Genomic DNA, 21501 nt, shown 5'->3' on the forward strand with positions numbered 1-21501 from the left:
CGCGCAGCGCCGCGACGAATTCCTCAGGTGCGTCGGACTCGACCGGTCGGGATGAACGCGGTGACCAGCAGATTGAGCCGCCGCACGAGAAAGCGCGCCGCGGGTCCGCCCAGGATCAGGCCACCCCAGTCCTGCCCGACCAGGGTGGTCCGTTCGAGGTCCAGCGCGTCGACGAACGCCGTGACCACCTCGCGCCACAGGAACGACCAGGTCGGATTGCCGTGCAGGAACAGCAGCGTGGGGCCGTGCCCCTCGTCGAGGTAATGCACCGTGTTCCCGTCGATTTCGATGAACCGGCTGTCGAAGGGAAACAGGCGGTCGTCGACCCAGGCGGGTCGCGCACTCTCCGTGGTATCGGACATGACGCGCACCCTCTCGGCTCGGTCCTGCGTCCGCCAGCTCCGGCTTCACCGTCGGCCTGCCCGACGGGCAGCGACCTCGACGCCACCGTCCGCGCCGAACCGGCCTGCGTGCTGGGTCTCGCGGCCGGGGCCTTGACCCTCGATGAGGCCCGTGCACTCGGACTGGTCGAGGTCGACGGCGACGAGGCCGCCGTCCGCGCCGTCTTCGTCGCCTGAGGAGACGAGCCTCCAAGAATCACCACCGCACCGGGGCGCTGGACCGCTCGGTGACCCGACAACGCGACCACCGCCGAGTTGGTCACGAGCCCACCCGACGAGGAGCGGCCTTCGACTCAATCGATCGAGGCCCGCACCCAGCACAAGACGGTCGCAGCGTCCTGGGCGATCCTCCGCGAAGGTGTCGCGACAGCACGGTGGGCACCGACGCGAAAGGCCGGTGCCCACCATGGTGGTCGCGCGAGGTCAGTTCGCGTTGACCGTCACCGCGTCGTCGGCGATCGAGTAGCTGATCGAGCCGTTCTCGAAGTGACTGATCTTGCCGCCGTCGATGCCGAGCTCGTCGGAGGTCGGGTAGCCCAGGCGGCCGCCGGCGCCGCCCTCGGCCTCCCAGGCCTGACGGATCGCGCCGTAGACGGTCTTGGTGCCCGTGGCGAGGTTGAAGTAGATGACGCCGCCGGCAAACTCCTGGTACTTGCCGCCCTTGGCGGCGTCCAGCTCCTCCGAGATCGGCTCACCCAGCGGGCTCGACGCGCCACCGGCCTCGTTGTAGTGGTCGCCGATCGTGCCCTTGACTTCGAATGCCATCCCACAAACCCTTTCGTACGGATACCGATTGGCGAATGCCAGCGGCGACGCTATCGCATAGCCACCGACCCGTACAGAGATTCCCCACCGCCGGAACCACCACGCAGCAGGCCTTCCTCACGCGGAGAACACTTCGGGAACGGCGTCGCGGAACACCCGCCAGCTACCGACCAGCATCTTTGTGTTCGACCGGCCCCGGAGTCAGCGCTTTCCCGCCGTAATCCATACCCAGCCACCGCGACTCCACACCTCGACACGCCGCGATTCCGCCCGATGTGAAGATGTCCTCAATCCGGCAGTCGCGCACTGGGCCGGTAGTGCGCCGGGATCGAGCGGGCACTTCGGACGGACGCGACCACGCCGAGGACGGCGAGCACCGCGAAAGTCGCGAACAGCCGGCGAGCGGGCGCGGCACCGCCCGTCTCGGTCGCGTTCACGACCGCTCCGGCCAGGCCCGCACCGAAGGCGCCGCAGACCAGCTGCACGGTACTGATCGCCGCGGCGGCCCGGCCGCCCTCGCCGGGATCGTCGACGCTGCTCATCGCCGCCGCCGTCAGATGTGGCCACGCCATGCCGATCCCGGCGCCGGTGAGCAGCAACGCCATTGCCCAGGCGACGGCCCAGGCCCGGGCGTCGGCGACCGGGGCGATCGCCGCCACGACCAGCCCTGCGGCCATGACCAGCGGTGCCGAGGCGACGGCCGCCGTGATCACCCGTCGACGGGTCAGAGAGGCGCTGACGATCTCGCTCACCGTCCAGCCGACGGCCAGCGCGACGCCGAGGAAACCCGCCGCCACCGGCGTGAGCTGCGCGAGCCGCTGCCCGAAATAGGGCACGTACAGGTCGACCATGGTGGTGGCCATGAGAACGCCGAGCGTCGGGTAGATCCACTTCAGCGGACCCGGCCGAAATACGTTGGCGGGCAGCACGGCCGCCACCGCACGGCGGTCGACCACAACGAACGCCAGAACCGAGACCCCTGCCAGCATGACCAGCAGAACCGTCGTGCCGAGGTGCCGCGAGATGGCCGCGACGCTGACCGCCGACGCCGCCGAGGCGAGCAGCACCAGCGACCACACCGGAATCCGGTCCGTCGTCGTCCCTGCCCCGACCGGGCGCGCCGGTAGCGCGAACGGCACCAGCGCGGCGATGGTCCCGGTCGCAATCGCCAGGGACCCGAAAGCCCAACGCCACGAACCATACTGGGCGAAAAGACCACCCACCGCGGGCCCGACAAGCGTGCCGACTCCCCACATCGCCGAGACCAGCGCCGAAGCCTTGGTCCACAACACTTGCGGCAGTACCGCATTGATCACCGCGTACCCCAGGCCCGCGATCAACCCACCCGCCGCACCCTGAACGACACGCCCCACCAGCAGGAACTCCATCGTCGGCGCCACCGCGCACAGCACACCGGCCAGCCCGAACGCACTCAACCCCGCCAGATACGACCGTCGCATCCCGAGCCGGCCCAGCGTCACGTTCACGGCGGTAGAGGCCACGACGGAGGCGACCAGATACACGGTGGTCACCCACGCGTACAACCGCTGACCACCGATCTCACCCACCGCACTCGGCAACAAGCTCACCGTCAGGAACTCGTTGGTCGCGTACAGCCCCACCCCACCGGCCAGCACCGCGGACACCGCCAGATACCGCGGACCCACCAACGAACGCCACGTCCCGCCAACACCCGCCCCGGCAACCGGCATCCCCATGATGGCCGACGACGGCCGGCAGCAGAGGCCAGGACCGACACAGGCACGAAACCACGGCTGCTCTTCACTGCACCAACGCTTTCCGACCTTCACCTCGCCTGGTCGTCGACATGGTATTGCGCCGCGTACTCGGCCGGATAGCCCCGGCACCCACGGATTCGCCTCCGCCTGCGTGCCGCCGAGCAGCAGCGCGCGCCTGCAGACTCGGCCAGACCTCGACCACTTGTTTCGACAGCCGAAAGGAACCTCCGACGAGGCGTGAGTCCCGGTCGTGTCGATCACCGGGTGATCACCTGGTGCGCACTGCGCGGCCTAGACTGTCGGCAACAGGCGTAGCTTCCTGGCGGGAGACCGCGCCGCGGTGCGACAGAACCAGGTCGCCATCGACGCAACCGTAGATTCGGAGGCTCGGGTGATGACAGAGGACACCGATCGGTCGATCGACATCAAGCCGCGTTCGCGCGATGTCACCGACGGACTCGAGAAGACCGCCGCGCGCGGCATGCTCCGCGCGGTCGGGATGGGGGACGAGGACTGGGAGAAACCGCAGATCGGTGTCGCGTCCAGCTGGAACGAGATCACGCCCTGCAATCTGTCGCTCGACCGGCTGGCCAAGGCGGTCAAGGAAGGTGTGCACGCCGGGGGCGGGTATCCGCTCGAGTTCGGCACCATCTCGGTCTCCGACGGTATCTCGATGGGCCACGAGGGCATGCATTTCTCGCTGGTCAGCCGGGAGATCATCGCGGACTCGGTGGAGACGGTGATGATGGCCGAGCGGCTCGACGGGTCGGTGCTGCTGGCCGGGTGCGACAAGAGCCTGCCGGGCATGCTGATGGCGGCCGCGCGGCTGGATCTGGCGAGTGTGTTCCTCTACGCGGGCTCGATCATGCCGGGCAATGTGGACGGCCGCGACGTCACGATCATCGACGCCTTCGAGGCGGTCGGTGCCTGCATCAAGGGCCTGATCACCCGCGAGGAGGTCGACCGGATCGAGCGGGCGATCTGTCCCGGCGAGGGTGCGTGCGGCGGCATGTACACGGCCAACACCATGGCCTCGGTCGCCGAGGCGCTGGGGATGAGCCTGCCCGGTTCGGCGGCCCCGCCCGCGCCCGACCGGCGCCGCGACGAGTACGCCCGCAAGTCGGGCGAGGCCGTGGTCGGGATGCTGCGCCGGGGAATCACCGCGCGCGACATCATGACGATGGAGGCGTTCGAGAACGCCATCACGATCGTCATGGCACTCGGCGGGTCCACCAACGCGGTGCTGCATCTGCTGGCCATCGCCCGCGAAGCCGGGGTCGATCTGACCCTCGCCGACTTCAACAGGGTCGGCGAGAAGGTGCCGCACCTCGGCGATCTCAAGCCGTTCGGCCGCTACGTCATGAACGATGTCGACAAGGTCGGCGGCATCCCGGTGGTGCTCAAAGCACTGCTGGACGCGGGCCTGCTGCACGGCGACGTCATGACCGTCACCGGTAAGACCATGGCCGAGAACCTGGCCTCCATCGAGCTCGGCCTCGACGGTGACGTCATCCGGCGCCTGGACCGGCCCATCCACCGGACCGGTGGGCTCACCATCCTGCACGGTTCGCTGGCCCCCGAAGGCGCCGTCGTGAAGAGCGCCGGTTTCGACTCCGACGTGTTCCGGGGAACAGCACGCGTCTTCGACGGGGAACGCGCCGCGATGGACGCGCTCGAGAACGGCACGATCGTGGCCGGCGACGTGGTCGTCATCCGCTACGAGGGCCCCAAGGGCGGCCCGGGCATGCGCGAGATGCTCGCCATCACCGGTGCGATCAAGGGCGCGGGCCTGGGCAAGGACGTTCTGCTGCTCACCGACGGCCGGTTCTCTGGCGGCACCACCGGACTGTGTGTGGGCCACGTGGCGCCCGAAGCCGTCGACGGCGGCCCGATCGCTTTCGTCCGCGACGGCGACCCGATCGTCCTCGACGTCGCCAACCACCTCCTCGATGTGGAGATCGACGAGGACGAGCTCGCGGCGCGCAAGGTCGGCTGGGAGCCGCTGCCGCCCAAGTACACCTCCGGTGTCCTGGCCAAGTACCGCAAGCTCGTCAGCTCCGCCGCGCACGGCGCTGTCACCGGCTGACGATCAGGCAGAGCGCAACCGCGGCGCCCGCTGACCGCTGGTCCGGGTCACCTGGGCGGGGTCACCGCCCGCCATGATGTCGTTCCACCAGGCCTGCAACGGGCTGGGGTCCGGCCAGCAGACGGGCGCGGTGTCCTCTGCCTCCGCCGACTCGGTCAGGCGGGGGTCGAGTTCGTGATTCATCAGCCGATACCTCGAATGCGTTGAACGACGGCAGGATCCAGCGGCACGTTCGAGGTCGTTATCGGGAGCCGGGTACCGGGACGACCGCCCGGGCCGGGGCGGCGACCCGGGGCCTGCGGGTGGTCATCGCTTCGACCAGGGTGGCGTGCACGGGCAGCCAGGCGTGCAGGCCCGCGAGACTGATGACGCGTTCCACGGCATTGGGAACCGGATTGAACACCGCGACCTGGATACCCCGGGCCAGGCCTTGCTGGGCACGCTCGGCGAGATCCAGGATGGGCCGGCAACCGATGAACTGGGTCCCGCTGAGATCGACGACCAGGCGACCGCAGTCCCCCGCCGCGGCCAGCGCGGTGTCGAGCATCCGCCGCCAGCGGGTCAGGGTGTGGGCGTCGGCTTCTCCGTACACGCGCAGTATCACCGCGTCCGCGCGGCGATCCAGGTCGGCCGGCAGTCGCAGGCACACGTCGGCAGGTTCACCGGCCACCGGCGGGAAGAGCTCGTCGCGGTGCGGGCGAGGTGTCATCGAAGTTCCTCGACATCCCGAAGCAGGGGCGTGCTTCGACACTGCGCAGCCGGCCCTGCTGGTTCTCGAGACCGACCGATGTACACATTCCAGCACGTCACCCTGGTGTCCGCCACCGATCGTGACCGTGTTGTGCCGTCACGAATCGACCGGTCCCGATCGCGGTCGGAGACCGCAGCCGTAGGGTCGGTCCGGCGCTGCCGCATCCCGTCGAAAAGCACTCATCACCTGGGTGGAAACTGGTAGACCAGAGCACACACTGACGTGCCGATCCGGAGGTGTCATGGCTACCGACCAGAGTTTGCTGCACCGTTTCGTCATCGCGCAGTTCGACGCGGCGGGGCTGGACCGGGCGCAGCTGATCCGGGACGCCGGGGTCCCGGACTGGTCGATGACCGGGCAGGACGTGCACCTGCCCAGCGCCGTGTTCTCCCGCCTGTGGGAGATCGGCGAGCACCGCTTGGGTTCGGATGTCGCGTTGCAGGTCGCCCGGCGGTACAAGCTGTCCAGCCTGGGCCTGTACGACTACCTGTTCGCGTCCGCGCCCACTCTCGGCGCCGGGCTGGCCACCTGCGGGCCCTACATCACCGCGGTCACCACCAATCACCGGTTCGATCTGGTCACCGAGACCGAGCAGGAAGCCACCCTCTACCTGGAGATGCTCGACGGGGACGGCCGTGGCCGCGACCACACCCAGCTGTGGGGCCTGTCGGCCGTCCTGAGCCGCGCCCGCCGGGTCGTCGACGATCCGCTGAATCTCGTGCGCGTCTCGCTGCGGCAGTCCGCTCCCGCCGATCTGGACGGCTTCCGCGCCGTCTTCGGTGACGCGACGCTGGAATTCGACGCTCCCGCCGATTCGATCACCTTCCGCGCCGCGGACCTGGATCTCCCGCTGACCACGGCCGATCCGGTGCTGGCCGAGGTACTGCAACCGCTGGCCGCCGCGCTGGCGCCCCCGCCGACACTCGCCTCGGCCTGGCCCGAACGGGTCGCCGACGCGGTGGATCAGGCGATCAGCGACGGCGAGGTCTCCCTGGACCGCGTCGCCCGGATTCTCGCCATCAGTCCACGCACCTTGCAGCGACGGCTGACCGAGGCGGGCACGACCTGGCGAGCCGAATTGGACCGCGCCCGCAGCGCCCGCCTGTCACAGGCGGTGGCGGCGGGCTCGCTCAGCGGCAGCAGACAGGCCGAACTCCTCGGGTACTCCGACGCGGGCTCGTTACGCCGGGCAGCCCGGCGCTGGTCGGGTGCTCACACCCGCAAATAGGTCGACGCGATCCGCCAGAAGGTCTCGCGTTCCATCAGCTGGAAATCCCAGCTGTCGACGATGTCGCGGAACGCGGCGACGATACCGGCCACGTCGAAGTCGTCCCTGGTCGCGGTTCCTTTGGCCTCCAGCGCAGAAATCACATACGCGGTGGCACTCTCCTTCGTCACCGACACCGCTCCCCTCTTTCACGTCCCGACCATCTGAACCGTAAGTCTGGAATCCCGCCGGAACCACGACAAGAACAGAACGCGCCAACCTCCCACCGAACGCGCCACACACCCGGTCAGCCGGTGGCCTGGATCCACCGGGCGGTCCGCATCGCCGCGGTCAGCACCTCGCCGGGGCGCACCCGCATGCCGCCTCGAGCGTCCCGCGGCCGCTGTCACCCGGTTCAGTTGCCGAGTCGCAGGTGGGTGAGCACCGCGAGCACGCGGCGGTGGTCGTCGGGTTCGGGTTGGAGCCCGAGCTTGGCGAAGATGCCACGCACATGGGTTTCGATCGTGCGTTCGCCGAGGAACAGGGCGGCGCCGATCGCCCGGTTGGACCGCCCTTCGGCCATGAGCCGCAACACTTCCCGTTCGCGCGGTGAGAGATCGTCGAGCGGCAGGGCGCCGTGATGCGGGCGGGAGACCAGGCGGCCGACCAGATCGGGGTCGATCGCCGAGCCGCCCGCGGCGACGCGGCGCAGTGCCGTCACGAACTCGTCGATGTCGGCGACGCGGTCCTTGAGCAGATAGCCGAGGCTGCGCGCACCGCCGGACAACAGGTCCAGCACGTTCTCGGTCTCGATGTACTGCGACAGCAGCAGGACCGCGGTGCCGGGATAGTCGCGCCGGATGGCGACCGCGGCGTCGATGCCTTCGGTGGTGCAGGTCGGCGGCATCCGGATGTCGATCACCGCCACATCGGGTCGGTGCGCGCGAACCAGCCGCAGCAGGGCCATGGCGTCGCTCGCCTGACCGGCCACCTCCATGCCCTCGTCTTCGAGCAGGCGAGCGATCCCCTGACGCAACAGCGCCGAGTCGTCGGCGAGGACCACGCGCAACGAGCACTGGCCCGTACTACGCTGGGGCGCTGGGTATTCGGCGGTCGATCGATCGGCCGCCGCGAGCGCGGACCGGGCGGCGGACGCGAACTCGGCGCAGGTCGGATAGCGATCGTCGGGCCGCTTGGCCATGGCCCGCGCGAGTACCGGCTCCAGACCACGCGGCAGGGTCGGCAGGTGGTCGCCCGGTCGCGGAATCGGCCCGTTGAGATGGCCGTTCATGATGGCGGCCCGGCTCGGACCCGGGTAGGGAGGGGCGCCGGTGAGCAGATGGAACAGGGTGCAGCCCAGCGAATACTGGTCCGCCCGGTAATCGACGGTTCGGCCTTCGATCTGCTCGGGGGCCGCGTACCGGAGCGTGGCGACCAGCGTCCCCGCCGCCGTCAGGTGCACGGTGTCGTCGAGGGCCTTGGCGATGCCGAAGTCGGTCAGCAGGACACGTTCGGGTTCGTCCGGTGCGGCGGGTGCGGCCAGCAGGATGTTCGCCGGGTTGACATCGCGGTGGAAAACCTCGGCTCGATGGGCGTAATCGAGTGCCGCGGCGACGGATTCGATGATCCGCACCGCCCGATCGGGCTCCACGGGACCGTCCCGCAGCAGTCGCGCGGCATCGGTACCAGGCACCAGCTGCATGGCGATCCAGAGCCGGTTGCCTTCGCGCCCGCGGTCGTAGACCGCCACGATGGCCGGATGGTCGAGGCGAGCGGCGTGGTCGGCCTCCAGCTCGAACCGGGTGCGGACGTCGTCGTCGCCGGTGAGTGCGGGATGCAGCACTTTGAGCGCGACCGTGCGGGGCAGCGTCGGGTGCCGGGCGGCATAGACCGTTCCCATGCCGCCAGAGCCGAGCGTCCCCTCGATCGTGTACCCCGCGAATCGGGTTCCTGGTTCGAGGGAGTCGCCGCTCATCCGTCACCACCTCCGTCGCCGGTCATGTCGTCTCCTTCCCCCGCAGGGGCAGGGTCGCGGTGAGAACGGTGCCCGCACCGGGGGCGCTGTCCACCCGCAGCAGGCCGCCGAGCGCCGCGGCGCGATCGCCCAGCCCGCTGAGCCCGCCACCGGGTCCGACCCGCGCGCCACCGCGGCCGTCGTCGGTGATCACCAGCCGCACCGCGTCGTCGACGACAGCCACGTCGATCTCGACGTGCGTGCCGCCGGAATGCTTGGCCGCGTTGGTCACCGCCTCCGCGGCGATGAAGTACGCGGCCAGCTCCACGCCCGGTGGTGGCCGGGGCGTCAGCGTGCCGCGGATCCGCACGGGGATGACCGACCGTTCGGCGAGCGCGGTCAGCGCGGCGGTGAGTCCGCGTTCGGCGAGGATCGGCGGGAACACGCCGCGGGCCAGCTCGCGGAGCTCGCCCAGTGCGGTGTCCAGTTCGTCGGCGCCCCGCGTGACCAGCTCGCCACGGATCGCGGTGTCCGTTGTCCGCTGCGCTCGGCGCAGCAGCAGGGCAGCGGCGACGAGACGCTGCTGCGCCCCGTCGTGCAGATCCCGCTCGACCCGGCGGCGCTCGGCGTCCCCGGCGGCCACGATGCGTTCCCGGGAGCGGCGCACCTCGGCGAGCTGGGTCTGCAGATCGGTGCGCAGGCGTTCATGGTCGAGGGCGAGTTCGGTCGCGCCGCGCACCGCGGCGAGCAGTTCGGGTTCGGACTGCAGATGCCGGTCGTAGACGAGCGCGGCGGTCGCGGCGCCGTCGCGTTCGAGGACGGTCGCCACCCGGCTGCCCGTCCCGCGCGGCAGTTCGCGGAGTTTTCCGTGGCCGTCGACGTAGCCGCCGCGTTCGGCGTCGAACGTCCACAGCGCCAGGGTGGGATCGTGCAGCGCGCGGCGCAGTGCCTCGACGAAACCGGAGCTGATCGGGGCCGCGCCGATCTCGACCATCGCGTCCCCCACCGCGGCGCGCGCCATGCGGTAGCGCACCTGTCCGTACGCGATCGCCAGCGGCAGCAGCACGATCGGGATATAGCGCAGATTCAGGGTCCAGCTGTGCAGGGAGCCGGGGAACCGGACGGCCGTGGCCAGAATCCACAGGATGATCAGGCCCGCGATGGTCGCGAACACCATCACCGGCGCGAAGCCCGACCGATAGGCCGCGGTCCCGGTACGCCAGCGCCGAATCACCACCGCGATGAGCACGACGCCGATGAGGAAGGTGCACGCGCCGACGGTGAGCTGGATGCGGTCGGCGAGCACCGGATCGTGGTGGATCAGCAGCAGGTTCACCGAGGTCGACGGGTGCGGGGCGGGCACCAGCCGCGGGTCGAAGAACATCCATTCGGCCGACACCCCGAACACGGCGAGGGCCCAGCAGGCCCGCACGCACCAGCGTTCCCAGGGCTGCCGCAGCCGGCCCGACGGGAACCCGAGCAGCACCGGGATGATCACCGGCAGATAGATGTTGGTCAGGACCGCGCCCGCGGTGAACAGCCCGGGTTCGCTGGATCGGCGTACCCCGCATGCCAGCCAGACCATACCGGCGAGCACGAACAGCGGCCCCGCCAGCTCGTGCGGTCGATTGATCCAGGTGAACAGCCCCGACGCCACGAACGACGCCCCGGCCAGCAGGAACAACGTAAGCTCCACCGGCCCGAACTTGGGCGAGTTCTGGGCCGCCGCGAACGCCTCGCGCGGACCGAACAGCAGGATCCGGGCAGGGTCGTAGAGCGCGGTCTCCGACCAGTCCACCGTCAGTGTCACGGCGATGCTCAGCGCGGCGGCACAGGCCGTCACACCACCGATGAGCGCGATCCCGCGAGGTGTCATCGAACAGCCTCCGACTACCCGACCACTTCAGGATCCTCCGCCCCGAACAGCGGCACAACCGCCCACGTCATCTGCGCGGTCACAGGACTGTTCGATGTCCTCACGAAACCGAGACACCGACCCATCACGTCGGGCAAGGTGCGAAGTCTGCCACCGTCGCCAGGACTACGCCGTCGCGCCGGTTATTCGATTGCCGGTCCCCGACGCTGCCGTTATGGTCGATCGCATGTGTGGCACCGCGATGATGAAGCCCTGGTCGTTCCGCTGACGGCGGCGGCCAGCACTTTCCGACCTTTCACTCTCGCCGCCGTCCGAGCAGTCCTGCCGGGCGGTGTCTCTCGTGTGCCGGCCCGGCTCCCTCCTCGAACGACGGAGCCACTCCATGTCGAATTTCTCTGCATCACAACACATCTCCGCTGACGACCTCCCCGCGGGCGCGGCTGCGCAGATCAAGGCGGCCGGTATCCACCACACTCTCGGTGATCGTCCGGTCCTGGCCGATACCGCCATTACCGTAGGCGCCCGGTCGCAGCTGGCGATCGTCGGCGAGAACGGGCGGGGCAAGTCCACTCTGCTGCATATCCTCGCCGGGCTGATCCGGCCCGATTCCGGATCCGTCACCCGGGTGGGCACGCTCGGCATCGCGCGCCAGTCCATTCCCTTCCGCGCCGATGAGACGGTGGGCACGCTGGTCGCGGAGACCATCGGCTCCGCGTTGCGGGCGCTGCGGGCCCTCGACGCGGCGACACTCGCCCTCGCCGGCGGCGCGCCGGGCGCGGATGACGCCTACGCCACCGCGCTCGACACCGCTACCCGGCTCGACGCCTGGGACGCCGAACGCCGCGTCGACATCGCTCTGGCTGCCCTCGGCGCCTGCGCCGACCGCGAGCGCACGCTCGCGACGCTGTCGGTGGGGCAACGCTCCCGCGTCCGGTTGGCCTGCCTGCTCGGCGCCGCTCCGGACATCATGCTGCTCGACGAGCCGACGAACCACCTGGACCGCGACGGTCTCGACTTCCTCACCGAACGGCTGCGAGCCCATCCGGGCGGGGTGGCGGTGGTGAGTCACGATCGGGCCCTGTTGCGCGCTGTCGGCACCGAGTTCCTCGACCTCGACCCCAGCCTCGACGGCCGCCCGCAACTGTTCAGCGGCGGCTACGCCGGCTGGCAGACCGGCAGGCACCGGGCGCGAGCGCAGTGGGAGCAGACCTGTGCCGAGCAGACGGCCGAGCACGCGCGACTGCGTGCGGCCGTCGACGAGGCGCGGGATCGGCTCAGCACCGGGTGGCGGCCCGACAAGGGACACGGCAGGCACGAGCGTCAGTCCCGCGCGCCCGGCCTGGTCCAGGCGCTGAACCGCCGTACCGACGCGCTGGCGGCGCATGCGGTCACCGTGCCGGAACCGCCACTGCGCCTGCGCTTTCCGGAGCCGCGCGTGCGAGCGGGAGTCACGCTGGTGCGCGCGGAGGGTGTCACGGTGACCGGTCGGCTCCACCTGCCGACGGCAGTCTCGGTGTCGACTGGCGACCGTTTGCTCGTGACGGGCGCCAACGGCGCGGGCAAGTCGACGTTGCTGTCCGTGCTCGCGGGCCTGCTCGCTCCGACCACGGGCACCGTCGACCGGTCACCGACAGCCCGGATCGCCCTCATCGGCCAGGAAGCCCCCGACTGGGATCCCGCGCTGACCGCACAGCAGCTCTACGACCGGTACCTCGGCGATGCCGAACCGGTGTCCCTCGCCGCCACCGGCCTGCTCGAGCGGCAGGCCCGGCACACCCCGGTGGGCAGGCTGTCGCAGGGACAACAGCGCAGACTCCAGCTCGCCGTGCACCTCGCGACCCGCCCGCAGCTGCTGCCGTGCGACGAGCCGACCAATCACCTGTCGGTCGCGCTGGTCGACGACTTCACCGCCGCCGTCACCGGCACCGAGGCGGCGGTCGTGATCGCCACCCACGACCGTCAGCTACGCGCGGACCTGGCCGACTGGCCACGTCTGAACCTCGATCCGGTACTGGTGCACTGACATCGCGCCGCCAGATCGCCCCGTACTCGGCTGATTGCGGGCCGATCGTGGAACAGTTGATCAGCCTCAGGCCCGGACGACGCCGAGGCGACGTGAATCCGCGCCGGTCGGCTCAGCGCCAACATCGATGGGCCGCTATGGACGGCGTTTCAGGAGTCGGCCAGTTTGCGGCGTAGGCGCAGAGCGCGCATCGACACCTGCGATCCGCATCCCGGGCTGCAGTAGCGTGCCGCCCGGTTGCGGGTGCGGTCGAGGAAGCCGAAGTGGCACGGCGGGTTACAGCACGCTTTGACCCGTATCCAGTCGCCGCTCTGTGCCACCTCGGTGACTGCCGCCAGAACCGCGCCCAAAGCGCCTGGGACCCCGGTGGATCCGGTGCGCAGCTGCGCGGTTTCCGCGGTGACGACGGTGGTGAGCGGATAGCGGATACCCGCTTGGAGCAGATACCGTTCCGCCGCGGCGACCTGGACATCCCCGATGTCCGGATCGCCCGAGTGCGTCAACAGCACTGTCACCAGTGCGTCGCGCAGCTCCCGCGCGGCGGCAGCGTCGGAGTCGGTCACCACGATTCCGGGGTCGAGCAGTCCCTGCTCGATCGCCCAGTCCGCGAATCCCGAAGCGGTGCCGAAGACCTCGATCCGCCCGGCGCCGTCGGCTCGGGTGTTGACGAAATGCAGCAAGAGAGCCGTCGGATCGTCGTTCCCTTTCGGTTTCCCACGCGTCGCCTCCACCGTTTCACCTTACCAAGGCAACCAGCGGATAGCACGATTGATCGCAACCATTTCGACCAGAGAACTTGAACTGTTGCGTTCTAATCACTTACGGTCACAACATGACAATCACCGAGAACACCCCATCGATCTGGTTCATCACCGGCGCCTCCTCCGGCATCGGACGCGAGCTCGCAGGACAGGCGCTGGCCGCCGGAGAAGCCGTGATCGCGCTCGCCCGACACACCGAAAAGCTCACGGACCTGGGACAACACGAACGACTGCTCACCATCGAGACGGACGTGCGTGACGAGGCTGCCGTCGCGCGGGCGGTCGAACAGAGCGTGGCCCGGTTCGGCCGGCTCGATGTCGTCGCCAACCTCGCCGGCTACGGGCTCTTCGGAGCGGTCGAGGAATCGGCCGACGCGCAGGCCCGCGCGATCTTCGACACCAACGTCTTCGGCGTCCTCAACGTGCTGCGCGCGACCCTGCCGGTGCTGCGGCGCCAGCGATCCGGGCACATACTGCAGGGGTCGTCGTACTACGGCCAGACCGCGGACCCCGGTGTCGGGCTGCTCGCCGCGACCAAGTACGCCGTGGAAGGCCTCTCCGACGCGCTCGCCGCCGAAGTCGCGCCGCTCGGCATCCACGTGACGCTCGTCCAGCCCGGCCTCACCGCGACGCCGTTCCTGGCCAACCTCGAAGCCGCCGCGGCAACTCATACCGATTACGACCAGACGGTGCGCGCCCTGCTGCAGGCGATCCAAGCCCTGCCGGCGTCGGCGTTCTCCGAGGTCGAGCGCGTGGCCGCGGGCATCCGCACCGCCGTGGCCGCGGACAATCCGCCTCGCCGCCTCGCGCTGGGCATCGCGGGCGCCGACAATATGCGCTCCGCGCTCACGGCCCGCCTGGCCGAACTCGACGAATGGGCCGCCGTCACCAACCTCGTCGACGCCGAGCCCGGGGTTCCCGCCCACGCCGGCCAGGCCGACCCGGTGACCGCGTTGTCAGGGCCGTCGATCCAGCCGGCCGGGTAGCGGCATCCACCACCGATGGCCGCCCCGACGTTGCCGAATGCACTGTGCGGCAACGGAGTCAGTCGCCGGGAACACGCGACATCCGCGAAGGCGCCCCGAGGAGTTGTCGCAGACATGGGCCCATCCGTCTGCGACAACTCCTCAGCGTCCGCCGTGCGGTGAACCCGACGGAAACGGGCATTTCCAGGCGGAGCGATGTCGACCGGATAAGAAACAACGCGGGCTATCCGAGAGCACCGAGCACAGTCGAGACCCTATGCTCGAGAGGAATGTTCAACTCGACCACCTGCAGTTCACCCACCAGGTCGAAGGGGTCCGCGAAGACCAGATCGGCCAGCGCCGCGTCCATCTCGGCGCGAAGGCCAGGCATCTCGGCTGCCGGGAGCACTCGGTCGACGGTCTCGGTCACCGGTAGGAGAACCAGCAGGTCCAGGGTAGCCAGCGCGGACCGCACAGCGGCGAGGTCGATCGTCGCCTCGGGATCGGCGCCGAATGTATTCAGATAGGCCAGGAAGTCCAGCGGTGAGCGGTCGAACACCACCGCCGGTCCGGCAGCGGGAAGTAATCGCGTCGAATACCGCAGTTGGACTGCGTAGTCGGCGGGCGAGGGCGGGTGACCGAACTCGTAGTCCTGTTCCTCCAGCAGGAAGTACGGCTCGGGGATCAGCTCGTGACCGGGCAGGTGAGCGCACAGCTCCTCGGCCAAGGTCGTCTTGCCGACCCCGTGTGTTCCCGACACCGCGATACGCATCATCCCGCCTTCCGACTCACCCCGCCGACACCTGGGTGACCTGCAACGTCGACCGGGGTCGTGAATGGTAACCGCTCCCCCGACCACGCTCCGCTGCACGTGTAAAAAAGTGCCGCACAAGCTATTCCAGGAGAATATTGACGACCACGATCACCAGCCCGAGGGTCGTGTTGACGATGCCGACCCCGCAGGCACCCCACCGGGAGTAGCCGCCCACCCGGGCCGCCACCACACCCCAGCCGAACAGGATCACCGCATTGAGACCCAGCGCGAGCGTGGTGTAACCGGGCGTCACCGACCCGTCGGGGTGCACCACGTCGTCGCTCCATCCGGCGACATGCGCGAGCAGCAGCACGATCAGCGTCGGCACGCACGCGACGATCAACGGGATCCCGGTGAGCATGCTGCGACCGAGATCGGCCCAGAACCCCGACTCCGACTCGGCCTGATGCGTCGACACATGCTGCCCATAGCTGCGGGTGATCGCCGCGATGGCGACGCCGACCACGATCCACTGCGCCGCGTACCCGGGAGAGCGATCGGCAGGGACGACCGCCAGCATGACGCTGGCGAGCACCGTGCCCACCACCCCGCCGTAGAGGTCGTTCACCTGTAGCCGCATATTTGCCGATGATAGGCCTGGTGGGTCTCTAGGATTGCGCCATGCCAGTCACCATGAACAATGTCGGCATCGTCGTCCGCGACCTCACGGCCGCGATCGAGTTCTTCGGTGAACTCGGCCTCGAACTCGAGGGTCGAGCCATGGTGGAAGGCGAGTGGGCCGGACGCGTCACCGGGCTCGGCGACCAGCACGTCGAGATCGCCATGATGCGCACCCCCGACGGCCACAGCCGGCTCGAGCTCTCCCGCTTCCTCGAGCCGGAGGTGATCGTTCCTCCGCAGAACGCCCCGGTGAACACGGTGGGCTACCTGCGTGTCATGTTCGCCGTGGACGACATCGACGAGACGCTCGCTCGTCTCGGCAAGCACGGGGCGCAGCTCGTCAGCAGCGAAGTGGTCCGGTACGAGGACATCTATCGGCTCTGCTACATCCGGGGCCCCGAAGGTCTGCTCATCGGGCTCGCTGAAGAACTGCGGTAGTCGCGTGCCGACCGGCGGTAGCAAACAGGTTCGCGCCGCGCGTAAGCGCAAGAAGCGCATGGCGCGCGTCACCCACGATCTCACCGACGCGCAGTGGGACGCACTCCGGACGGCTTGGGCCGGATGCGCCTACTGCGGCTCCCCCGCCGCCGCGCTGCAGAAGGATTGCGTGCAGGCCATCTCGCGTGGCGGCCGCTACACGCTCGGCAACGTGGTGCCCGCGTGCGGGTCGTGCAATTCCAGCAAGTGCAATGTCGAGGTGACGACCTGGTTGCGGCGCAAGAAGCTCGACGAGCGCTCGTTCCTCGTGCGCCACTACGAGATCTCGGCCGAACTCACCGCCCGGTTCGCCCTATCGCTCGACAGTGACGGCTAACGCCGACCGCGCAGGCGAGCACGCGCGCCCGCGATGATCGTGATGATCATGACCGTCATGATCTGCAGTGCGGTGAGCGGAGGTGACGGGGACGACTGCGCCGGTGCGGCGTACTCGATCGGGGGCGGCTTGACGGGATCCGGCGCGGGCGGGATTGCCACGGGGAACACGGGGGCTGCCTCGAGTGGGGGCACCGGGGTGGGCACGACCGCAGGGACCACCGGTGTCGGCGGAATACTCAGGGGAAAAGCGAGTTCCGGCAGGGACGGGACCGGCAGCAACAGCATGCAGGTCAGGACAGCACTGCCGGCCGCCGCGCTGCCGACCGCCACACTGCCCGCACCGGCCGAACCCGAGCCCACGATGCCACTGGACCCGACGCCGACCAGGCTCGAGCCCAGGCCACTGCCGGTGAGGATGCCGGATCCCAGTGCGGCACTGCCTACTGCCGCACTGCCGACACAGGCGGGAAGCACTAGGTCGGTGTCGGGGAGCAACAGGCCGCCGAGTGTGCCGGGACCGTCGATCGGGGTCGGCTCCGTGGCGATTGCGAGGTCGAAGGGCCGGTGATCCGCTGAGTCGGCGGCGTCGACGCCGCTCGGGCCGAGCCCGAGACCTTGCGCCGCACTCGGAATCGGGACAATTCCCGCCGAGCTGCCGGCCGGCGCCGACCAGCCCGGCCCACTCGCGCCGCTACCTGTGCCGAGTGCCAGTTCCTCGCCGCCACCCGGTGCGCCGGCGGGAGCCGCCGAGGGTCCCGGAGCCGCACTGCCACTGACGATCTGGTCGATCGTCGGCAGTCCCGGGTCAGCCGCCGCGAGCGAAGGCTCGACGGCGAATACCGCCGCTGCCGCCGCTACCGTCGCGAATCCTCGTACTGCGCTTCGTTTCCCGCCCACAGTGCCTCCGAAAGCCCGCTAGGTCGTTCTTCGATCCGGTCAACGCGGAATGTCGCCGCTCGACGACGCTTCCGAGGCAAGGTCATGGAACCTTGCCAGCGCGAGCTCATAGGCGTCCTTGGCGACGTGATTCCCACCGGCGAAGGGCTGATCCAGTTGATAGACGGCCAGAATGACCGCGCCGATCACCAGCCCGAACAACCCGGTCATGAGGATGCTGCGCCTGGTGACCACCACACCGGAGAAGACGGTGCCGAACAACAACATGGCGGTGGCGAACCACAGCGCGATGTAGAGGAACCCGGGCAGCCGATAGCCGGCATCCAGGCCCCGGTCGAACCGCGCGTCGACGATCGCCGCGACGGCGGCGGCGGTCTCGTCCTGTTCCGCTTTCGCTTCCGGAGTCGCGGTCGGCACGGCGTCCACCGCTTCCCGCAACTCGTCCAGCGTGGCCTGCGTGGACGGGCTCAGCCGCCGCTGTTCGTCCATGACCTGCCACTCCTCGTCGATCACCTGCCGGGTGTAGGCGGTCACCAAGGTCCGGATCTGTTCACGATCCGGTTCGGGCATGCCGCTCACGGACTCGTAGACGCTGACGAGTGCTTTACCCTCCGACACGGTGTGCGCGTGCGAGGTGTCGTACTGCTGCCACAGGATCACCACCACGAAGGCCACGATGGCGGCGAAGAACATATTGACCATGTCCAGCGTCATCGAACCGGCACCGGAATCGTCGTCGTGGCGCCATGATTCGGGCCGCACCCGATCCCCCAGGACGAGGATCCCCACCGCGACACCCACGAAGAGCACCAGTACCGCCAGCTGCAACAGAATTCCAAGCATGCCGCGACTCCGTTTCCGCTGAGGTGGAAGCGATCACACGGTATTCGCGACCGCGGACCCGACGGATGGCACACCGAATCCCTTCCACCCCATCGGATTACAACCGGACGGTCGCTTCGAGGTCGCGGATGCCGGTCGCGCGGCACCGGCGGTCCCGTCCCCGCGAGGAGCATGTCGCGGGCTCCAACGAACCGAGGTACCCCCGCGACAGATTCTGAAATGAAACTGTGTCTAAAAGTGCCGGTCAATCCCCTGGCGAGTCGAGAGAATTGACCACGACGGTCCGGCCATCTGCCGCGATGTCACGAACCCCCTTCGGCAACAGAGGAATTGGATGATGAACAGGTTGTCGAGATCGGCCACGGCGACAGTGGTCGCGGCTGTCGTGGCCGGTACCGCGGCGGTCGGCGTCGCGCGGGCCGAGACACACGGCGCGCAGTCCTGCACCCCGTACACCGCCATCTTCGGGCCGGGAACATGGGAGACCACGCCGGACGCCGATCCCGAGGTGCCCGTCGGCATGCTCCGGCCCGTCGGCGACGGCCTACAGCGGCAGTTCGGCCGTGACATCACGATCCGCTACGCCCCCTATGCCGCGAGCGCTTTCGATCAGGGCCTGACCTACGCGGAATCCCTGAGCACCCTGGAATCCCAATTGCGCCGGATGTTGCACGGCCTGTGCAGTTCGACGCGGGTGCTCCTCGCCGGATACAGCCAGGGCGCGGACGGCATCGGCGATCTCGCGACCGAGATCGGCCAGGGCGAGGGCCCCATCGAGGCCGATCGGGTGGTCGCGGTCGGGCTGCTGGCCGATCCCCATCGCGATCCGAATGTCACGCTGTCCCTCGGCAATCCACAGCCGGGTCGCGGCATCGCCGGCACACGGGGCCGGGATTTCGGTGCGCTGACCGATCGGGTTCGCACGCTGTGCGCCGACGGCGACCTGTACTGCTCCCTCGACGCCGCCACCTCCCCGTTCCTCGCCGTGCTGGGCCGGGTGCTGAGTGGTGATCCCGCACCGATCGCGGACTTCGTCCCCGCCACCACCGATACCAGCAGCCTGATCGCGCAAGCCGTCACCATGGGCGCGGGCTGGACCGCCACCGCGGCGAACCTGCCCACCATTCTCGACAACCTCACCCGCCTTCCGGAGTTCGTCGCGGCGGGCGATATTCGCGGTGCGCACCGGACCGCCAATGCCCTCAACGTCGCCCTCGCCCCGTTGGTCGAGGCGGCCGCCGGGGTGGACCGCACCCTGATCGCCCAGGTCATCCGCTCAGCCGCGGCCGTCGACCCCTCCGGCCGGATCGCGGGTGTCAGCGTCATCGCCGACGCCCTCCAGCACATCGACCTGCTGAGCATCGCCGACAGCGTCGGACAGATGCAGGAAATCCTGTGGCGCGCGGTCGAATTTCTCGACCGCAACGACGCGCTCGGCGCCGCGGCCGAGCTGGCGACGCTGGCGACCACCGGCGCAGGTCTCACCGGCGCCGTACTCGGTCCTGTCGCCGCCGGCATCCGAGCCGACCTCCGCGCGACCACCCGCAGCCTGCTCAGCATCACCGACCCCGCCACCGTCGACGAGCTCGTCCAACTGGGCCGCCAAGGCATGGACATGGCCAACTTCTACGCCTCGGCGGCCCACATCGACTACGACGAGGACGTCCAGGTCCTCCTGAGCTACCTCAGCTCCCAGGTCGCTTCCTAGAAGCCGACGACGGAAGCCGAGGAGCGGGACCGGATCAATCGATCATCGGTCCGAGGATCCACCCGCCGATCCGCTACCCAGGACGCACAGCGGATTGGCCACCATGGCTCCCTGCGCGGAACCGGACGACGAACCGGTGATCCCGGAGTCGACCGGCGGCGTGTTCGGCACCGGTGCCGCCGGGTCGCCCGAGCCGCCGGTCACCATCGACTCGCCGTCCAGGTTCGCGGGAGCCGCGACATCGAGCAGGTCCAGCACGGTCGGGGTGACGTCGGCGAGGGTGTAGCCGTTGTGCTGGGCTCCCGCCGCGAATCCCGCGCCACGCGCGATCACGAAACTGGCTGTCTCGTAGGCGCTCTGCCCGCCGTGCCCGCCGTCGGGTTTGTGTCCGTGATCGGTGGTGACCAGGATGGTCCACCGCTCGTTCGTGTGCGCGGCCGCCCGCGCGTCGACCGCGGCGGTGATCTTCCCGACCAGGCCGTCCACGCGCCCGATGGCGTCGCGATACGCCTGCGGCCAGACTCCGCGCAGCGTGTGTCCCACGATGTCCACCTGGTCGAGGTGGGTGAACAGCAGATCGGTTCCGTCCTCGGTGATGGCCGAGACGACGTCCGCGGTGGCATTGGCGTCGGCGGTGGTCTCACAGAGGCCCGCGCCGGTGGGGTCGAGCTGGGTGACCGTCACCCGGTCGGCCTGCGGGCTGCCGGTGCGCGCGATCATGCCGATCTTGTCCCAGGTCCCGATGGACGCCGTCGACAGCGCCGGACGTTCCCGCTCCACCTGCGTGAACACCGTCGAATACGGCGCGAAGGCGCCCGCGTTGCAGGTGGCTCCGTTGTCCTGGATCCCGTGCTTGGTGTCCCATACGCCGGTCAGCGCCGTCGCCCACGACACGCACGACATCGTGGTGTGCGGGGCGATGGAAGTGCGGGACAGGGTGCCCTCCGCGGCCAAGCGGTCGAGGTTCGGCGCATCGGCCGCCGCCACCTCACTCCACAGCGTGCCATCGATGCCGATGACCACGACCTTGTTCACAACCGGGGCCGCCGGCGCCGGCGCCGCTGCGGCGAGTGGGGCAGCGGCCAGGACGGCGGCCGCGACGATGCGGTGTGTGCGAGACATGCGCGGCACCGTAGTTGCCGCGCGGTCCCGCCACCCGCGGAATTGGACAATTGACCGACGCAATCCCGCACACTGGGAATTCCTTCATCACCCGGGTCGCCACACCGCTCGATCCGGATGAAGCCCCGGTAGCCACGACAGGAGCGCCGAGC

21 protein-coding genes are annotated in these 21501 nt (G+C 69.4%); 7 read left to right on the forward strand and 14 right to left on the reverse strand.

Annotation, left to right across the window (positions count from 1 at the left end):
• Positions 1 to 23: 23 nt before the first annotated feature.
• The 3 genes from EL493_RS33225 to EL493_RS20830 form a co-directional block, all read right to left on the reverse strand.
• Positions 24 to 362: a hypothetical protein gene (locus EL493_RS33225; RefSeq protein ID WP_019047259.1), complete on the reverse strand. Its 339-nt coding sequence runs from the start codon at positions 360 to 362 to the stop codon at positions 24 to 26.
• A 462-nt stretch (positions 363 to 824) separates the two neighbouring features.
• Positions 825 to 1166 carry an LGFP repeat-containing protein gene (locus EL493_RS20825; RefSeq protein WP_019047261.1) on the reverse strand — a complete coding sequence of 114 codons (342 nt, stop codon included), beginning with the start codon at positions 1164 to 1166 and terminating at the stop codon, positions 825 to 827.
• A gap of 287 nt (positions 1167 to 1453) precedes the next feature.
• Complete coding sequence (locus EL493_RS20830; RefSeq protein WP_051719501.1) at positions 1454 to 2878, reverse strand: MFS transporter; 1425 nt, start codon at positions 2876 to 2878, stop codon at positions 1454 to 1456.
• A 421-nt stretch (positions 2879 to 3299) separates the two neighbouring features.
• Between EL493_RS20830 and ilvD the strand changes: the two genes are divergently transcribed.
• Positions 3300 to 4991, forward strand: a complete 1692-nt coding sequence (ilvD, locus tag EL493_RS20835) for a dihydroxy-acid dehydratase (protein ID WP_019047263.1) — start codon at positions 3300 to 3302, stop codon at positions 4989 to 4991.
• 3 nt (positions 4992 to 4994) lie between these two features.
• On the opposite strand, the gene EL493_RS20840 is transcribed toward ilvD, so the two are convergent.
• Both EL493_RS20840 and EL493_RS20845 read right to left on the reverse strand, forming a co-directional pair.
• Positions 4995 to 5174, reverse strand: a complete 180-nt coding sequence (locus EL493_RS20840; protein ID WP_019047264.1) for a hypothetical protein — start codon at positions 5172 to 5174, stop codon at positions 4995 to 4997.
• Positions 5175 to 5232: 58 nt separating this feature from the next.
• Positions 5233 to 5700 (reverse strand): anti-sigma factor antagonist, encoded by a 468-nt coding sequence (locus EL493_RS20845; protein WP_019047265.1) that lies wholly within the window; start codon positions 5698 to 5700, stop codon positions 5233 to 5235.
• Between the two features lie 283 nt (positions 5701 to 5983).
• On the opposite strand from EL493_RS20845, the gene EL493_RS20850 reads away from it, so the two are divergent.
• Entirely contained in the window at positions 5984 to 6970 is a 987-nt protein-coding gene (locus tag EL493_RS20850; protein WP_019047266.1) for an AraC family transcriptional regulator, read from the forward strand.
• On the opposite strand, the gene EL493_RS20855 is transcribed toward EL493_RS20850, so the two are convergent.
• From EL493_RS20855 to EL493_RS20865, 3 genes are all read right to left on the reverse strand, one after another.
• Entirely contained in the window at positions 6955 to 7140 is a 186-nt protein-coding gene (locus EL493_RS20855) for a hypothetical protein (protein WP_198040971.1), read from the reverse strand. The two genes, EL493_RS20850 and EL493_RS20855, sit on opposite strands and share 16 nt — an antisense overlap.
• Positions 7141 to 7364: 224 nt before the next feature.
• Positions 7365 to 8924: a protein kinase domain-containing protein gene (locus EL493_RS20860; protein WP_022566842.1), complete on the reverse strand. Its 1560-nt coding sequence runs from the start codon at positions 8922 to 8924 to the stop codon at positions 7365 to 7367.
• A 22-nt stretch (positions 8925 to 8946) separates the two neighbouring features.
• Entirely contained in the window at positions 8947 to 10779 is a 1833-nt protein-coding gene (locus EL493_RS20865; protein ID WP_022566841.1) for a sensor histidine kinase, read from the reverse strand.
• A gap of 382 nt (positions 10780 to 11161) precedes the next feature.
• Between EL493_RS20865 and EL493_RS20870 the strand changes: the two genes are divergently transcribed.
• Positions 11162 to 12802: an ATP-binding cassette domain-containing protein gene (locus tag EL493_RS20870; protein ID WP_019047270.1), complete on the forward strand. Its 1641-nt coding sequence runs from the start codon at positions 11162 to 11164 to the stop codon at positions 12800 to 12802.
• A 149-nt stretch (positions 12803 to 12951) separates the two neighbouring features.
• Here the strand turns inward: EL493_RS20870 and EL493_RS20875 are convergent, their stop codons facing one another.
• Complete coding sequence (locus EL493_RS20875) at positions 12952 to 13533, reverse strand: CGNR zinc finger domain-containing protein (RefSeq protein ID WP_074965482.1); 582 nt, start codon at positions 13531 to 13533, stop codon at positions 12952 to 12954.
• 101 nt (positions 13534 to 13634) lie between these two features.
• Between EL493_RS20875 and EL493_RS20880 the strand changes: the two genes are divergently transcribed.
• Positions 13635 to 14549: an SDR family NAD(P)-dependent oxidoreductase gene (locus EL493_RS20880; protein WP_019047272.1), complete on the forward strand. Its 915-nt coding sequence runs from the start codon at positions 13635 to 13637 to the stop codon at positions 14547 to 14549.
• Between the two features lie 223 nt (positions 14550 to 14772).
• Here the strand turns inward: EL493_RS20880 and EL493_RS20885 are convergent, their stop codons facing one another.
• Both EL493_RS20885 and EL493_RS20890 read right to left on the reverse strand, forming a co-directional pair.
• On the reverse strand, positions 14773 to 15303 hold the full coding sequence (locus EL493_RS20885) for an AAA family ATPase (protein ID WP_019047273.1): 531 nt from the start codon (positions 15301 to 15303) through the stop codon (positions 14773 to 14775).
• A 118-nt stretch (positions 15304 to 15421) separates the two neighbouring features.
• Positions 15422 to 15922 (reverse strand): hypothetical protein, encoded by a 501-nt coding sequence (locus EL493_RS20890; RefSeq protein ID WP_019047274.1) that lies wholly within the window; start codon positions 15920 to 15922, stop codon positions 15422 to 15424.
• A 41-nt stretch (positions 15923 to 15963) separates the two neighbouring features.
• Here EL493_RS20890 and EL493_RS20895 point away from each other — a divergent pair, with 41 nt between their 5' ends.
• Entirely contained in the window at positions 15964 to 16401 is a 438-nt protein-coding gene (locus EL493_RS20895) for a VOC family protein (RefSeq protein WP_019047275.1), read from the forward strand.
• 4 nt (positions 16402 to 16405) lie between these two features.
• Complete coding sequence (locus EL493_RS20900) at positions 16406 to 16777, forward strand: HNH endonuclease (protein WP_019047276.1); 372 nt, start codon at positions 16406 to 16408, stop codon at positions 16775 to 16777.
• On the opposite strand, the gene EL493_RS20905 is transcribed toward EL493_RS20900, so the two are convergent.
• On the reverse strand, positions 16774 to 17274 hold the full coding sequence (locus tag EL493_RS20905; RefSeq protein WP_040872777.1) for a hypothetical protein: 501 nt from the start codon (positions 17272 to 17274) through the stop codon (positions 16774 to 16776). The two genes, EL493_RS20900 and EL493_RS20905, sit on opposite strands and share 4 nt — an antisense overlap.
• A 441-nt stretch (positions 17275 to 17715) precedes the next feature.
• Positions 17716 to 18519, reverse strand: coding sequence for a bestrophin-like domain (locus EL493_RS20910; RefSeq protein WP_022566838.1), 804 nt, complete (start codon positions 18517 to 18519; stop codon positions 17716 to 17718).
• A gap of 334 nt (positions 18520 to 18853) precedes the next feature.
• Here EL493_RS20910 and EL493_RS20915 point away from each other — a divergent pair, with 334 nt between their 5' ends.
• The gene (locus tag EL493_RS20915; RefSeq protein ID WP_081723193.1) at positions 18854 to 20227 is read left to right on the forward strand and encodes a cutinase family protein; all 1374 of its coding nucleotides are present in this window, start codon (positions 18854 to 18856) and stop codon (positions 20225 to 20227) included.
• Positions 20228 to 20269: 42 nt separating this feature from the next.
• Here EL493_RS20915 and EL493_RS20920 read toward each other — a convergent pair whose 3' ends face one another.
• Positions 20270 to 21349: an alkaline phosphatase family protein gene (locus EL493_RS20920; protein ID WP_022566836.1), complete on the reverse strand. Its 1080-nt coding sequence runs from the start codon at positions 21347 to 21349 to the stop codon at positions 20270 to 20272.
• Positions 21350 to 21501: the final 152 nt, after the last annotated feature.

It is taken from the genome of Nocardia asteroides (genome assembly GCF_900637185.1).
GTDB lineage: Bacteria > Actinomycetota > Actinomycetes > Mycobacteriales > Mycobacteriaceae > Nocardia > Nocardia asteroides.

Excerpts from the sequence above, each read along its gene's own strand:
- EL493_RS33225 (WP_019047259.1), bottom strand. The coding sequence starts at position 362 with ATGTCCGATACCACGGAGAGTGCGCGACCCGCCTGGGTCGACGACCGC.
- EL493_RS20825 (WP_019047261.1), bottom strand. The coding sequence starts at position 1,166 with ATGGCATTCGAAGTCAAGGGCACGATCGGCGACCACTACAACGAGGCC.
- EL493_RS20830 (WP_051719501.1), bottom strand. The coding sequence starts at position 2,878 with ATGCCGGTTGCCGGGGCGGGTGTTGGCGGGACGTGGCGTTCGTTGGTG.
- ilvD (WP_019047263.1), top strand. The coding sequence starts at position 3,300 with ATGACAGAGGACACCGATCGGTCGATCGACATCAAGCCGCGTTCGCGC.
- EL493_RS20840 (WP_019047264.1), bottom strand. The coding sequence starts at position 5,174 with ATGAATCACGAACTCGACCCCCGCCTGACCGAGTCGGCGGAGGCAGAG.
- EL493_RS20845 (WP_019047265.1), bottom strand. The coding sequence starts at position 5,700 with ATGACACCTCGCCCGCACCGCGACGAGCTCTTCCCGCCGGTGGCCGGT.
- EL493_RS20850 (WP_019047266.1), top strand. The coding sequence starts at position 5,984 with ATGGCTACCGACCAGAGTTTGCTGCACCGTTTCGTCATCGCGCAGTTC.
- EL493_RS20860 (WP_022566842.1), bottom strand. The coding sequence starts at position 8,924 with ATGAGCGGCGACTCCCTCGAACCAGGAACCCGATTCGCGGGGTACACG.
- EL493_RS20865 (WP_022566841.1), bottom strand. The coding sequence starts at position 10,779 with ATGACACCTCGCGGGATCGCGCTCATCGGTGGTGTGACGGCCTGTGCC.
- EL493_RS20870 (WP_019047270.1), top strand. The coding sequence starts at position 11,162 with ATGTCGAATTTCTCTGCATCACAACACATCTCCGCTGACGACCTCCCC.
- EL493_RS20880 (WP_019047272.1), top strand. The coding sequence starts at position 13,635 with ATGACAATCACCGAGAACACCCCATCGATCTGGTTCATCACCGGCGCC.
- EL493_RS20885 (WP_019047273.1), bottom strand. The coding sequence starts at position 15,303 with ATGATGCGTATCGCGGTGTCGGGAACACACGGGGTCGGCAAGACGACC.
- EL493_RS20890 (WP_019047274.1), bottom strand. The coding sequence starts at position 15,922 with ATGCGGCTACAGGTGAACGACCTCTACGGCGGGGTGGTGGGCACGGTG.
- EL493_RS20895 (WP_019047275.1), top strand. The coding sequence starts at position 15,964 with ATGCCAGTCACCATGAACAATGTCGGCATCGTCGTCCGCGACCTCACG.
- EL493_RS20910 (WP_022566838.1), bottom strand. The coding sequence starts at position 18,519 with ATGCTTGGAATTCTGTTGCAGCTGGCGGTACTGGTGCTCTTCGTGGGT.
- EL493_RS20915 (WP_081723193.1), top strand. The coding sequence starts at position 18,854 with ATGATGAACAGGTTGTCGAGATCGGCCACGGCGACAGTGGTCGCGGCT.
- EL493_RS20920 (WP_022566836.1), bottom strand. The coding sequence starts at position 21,349 with ATGTCTCGCACACACCGCATCGTCGCGGCCGCCGTCCTGGCCGCTGCC.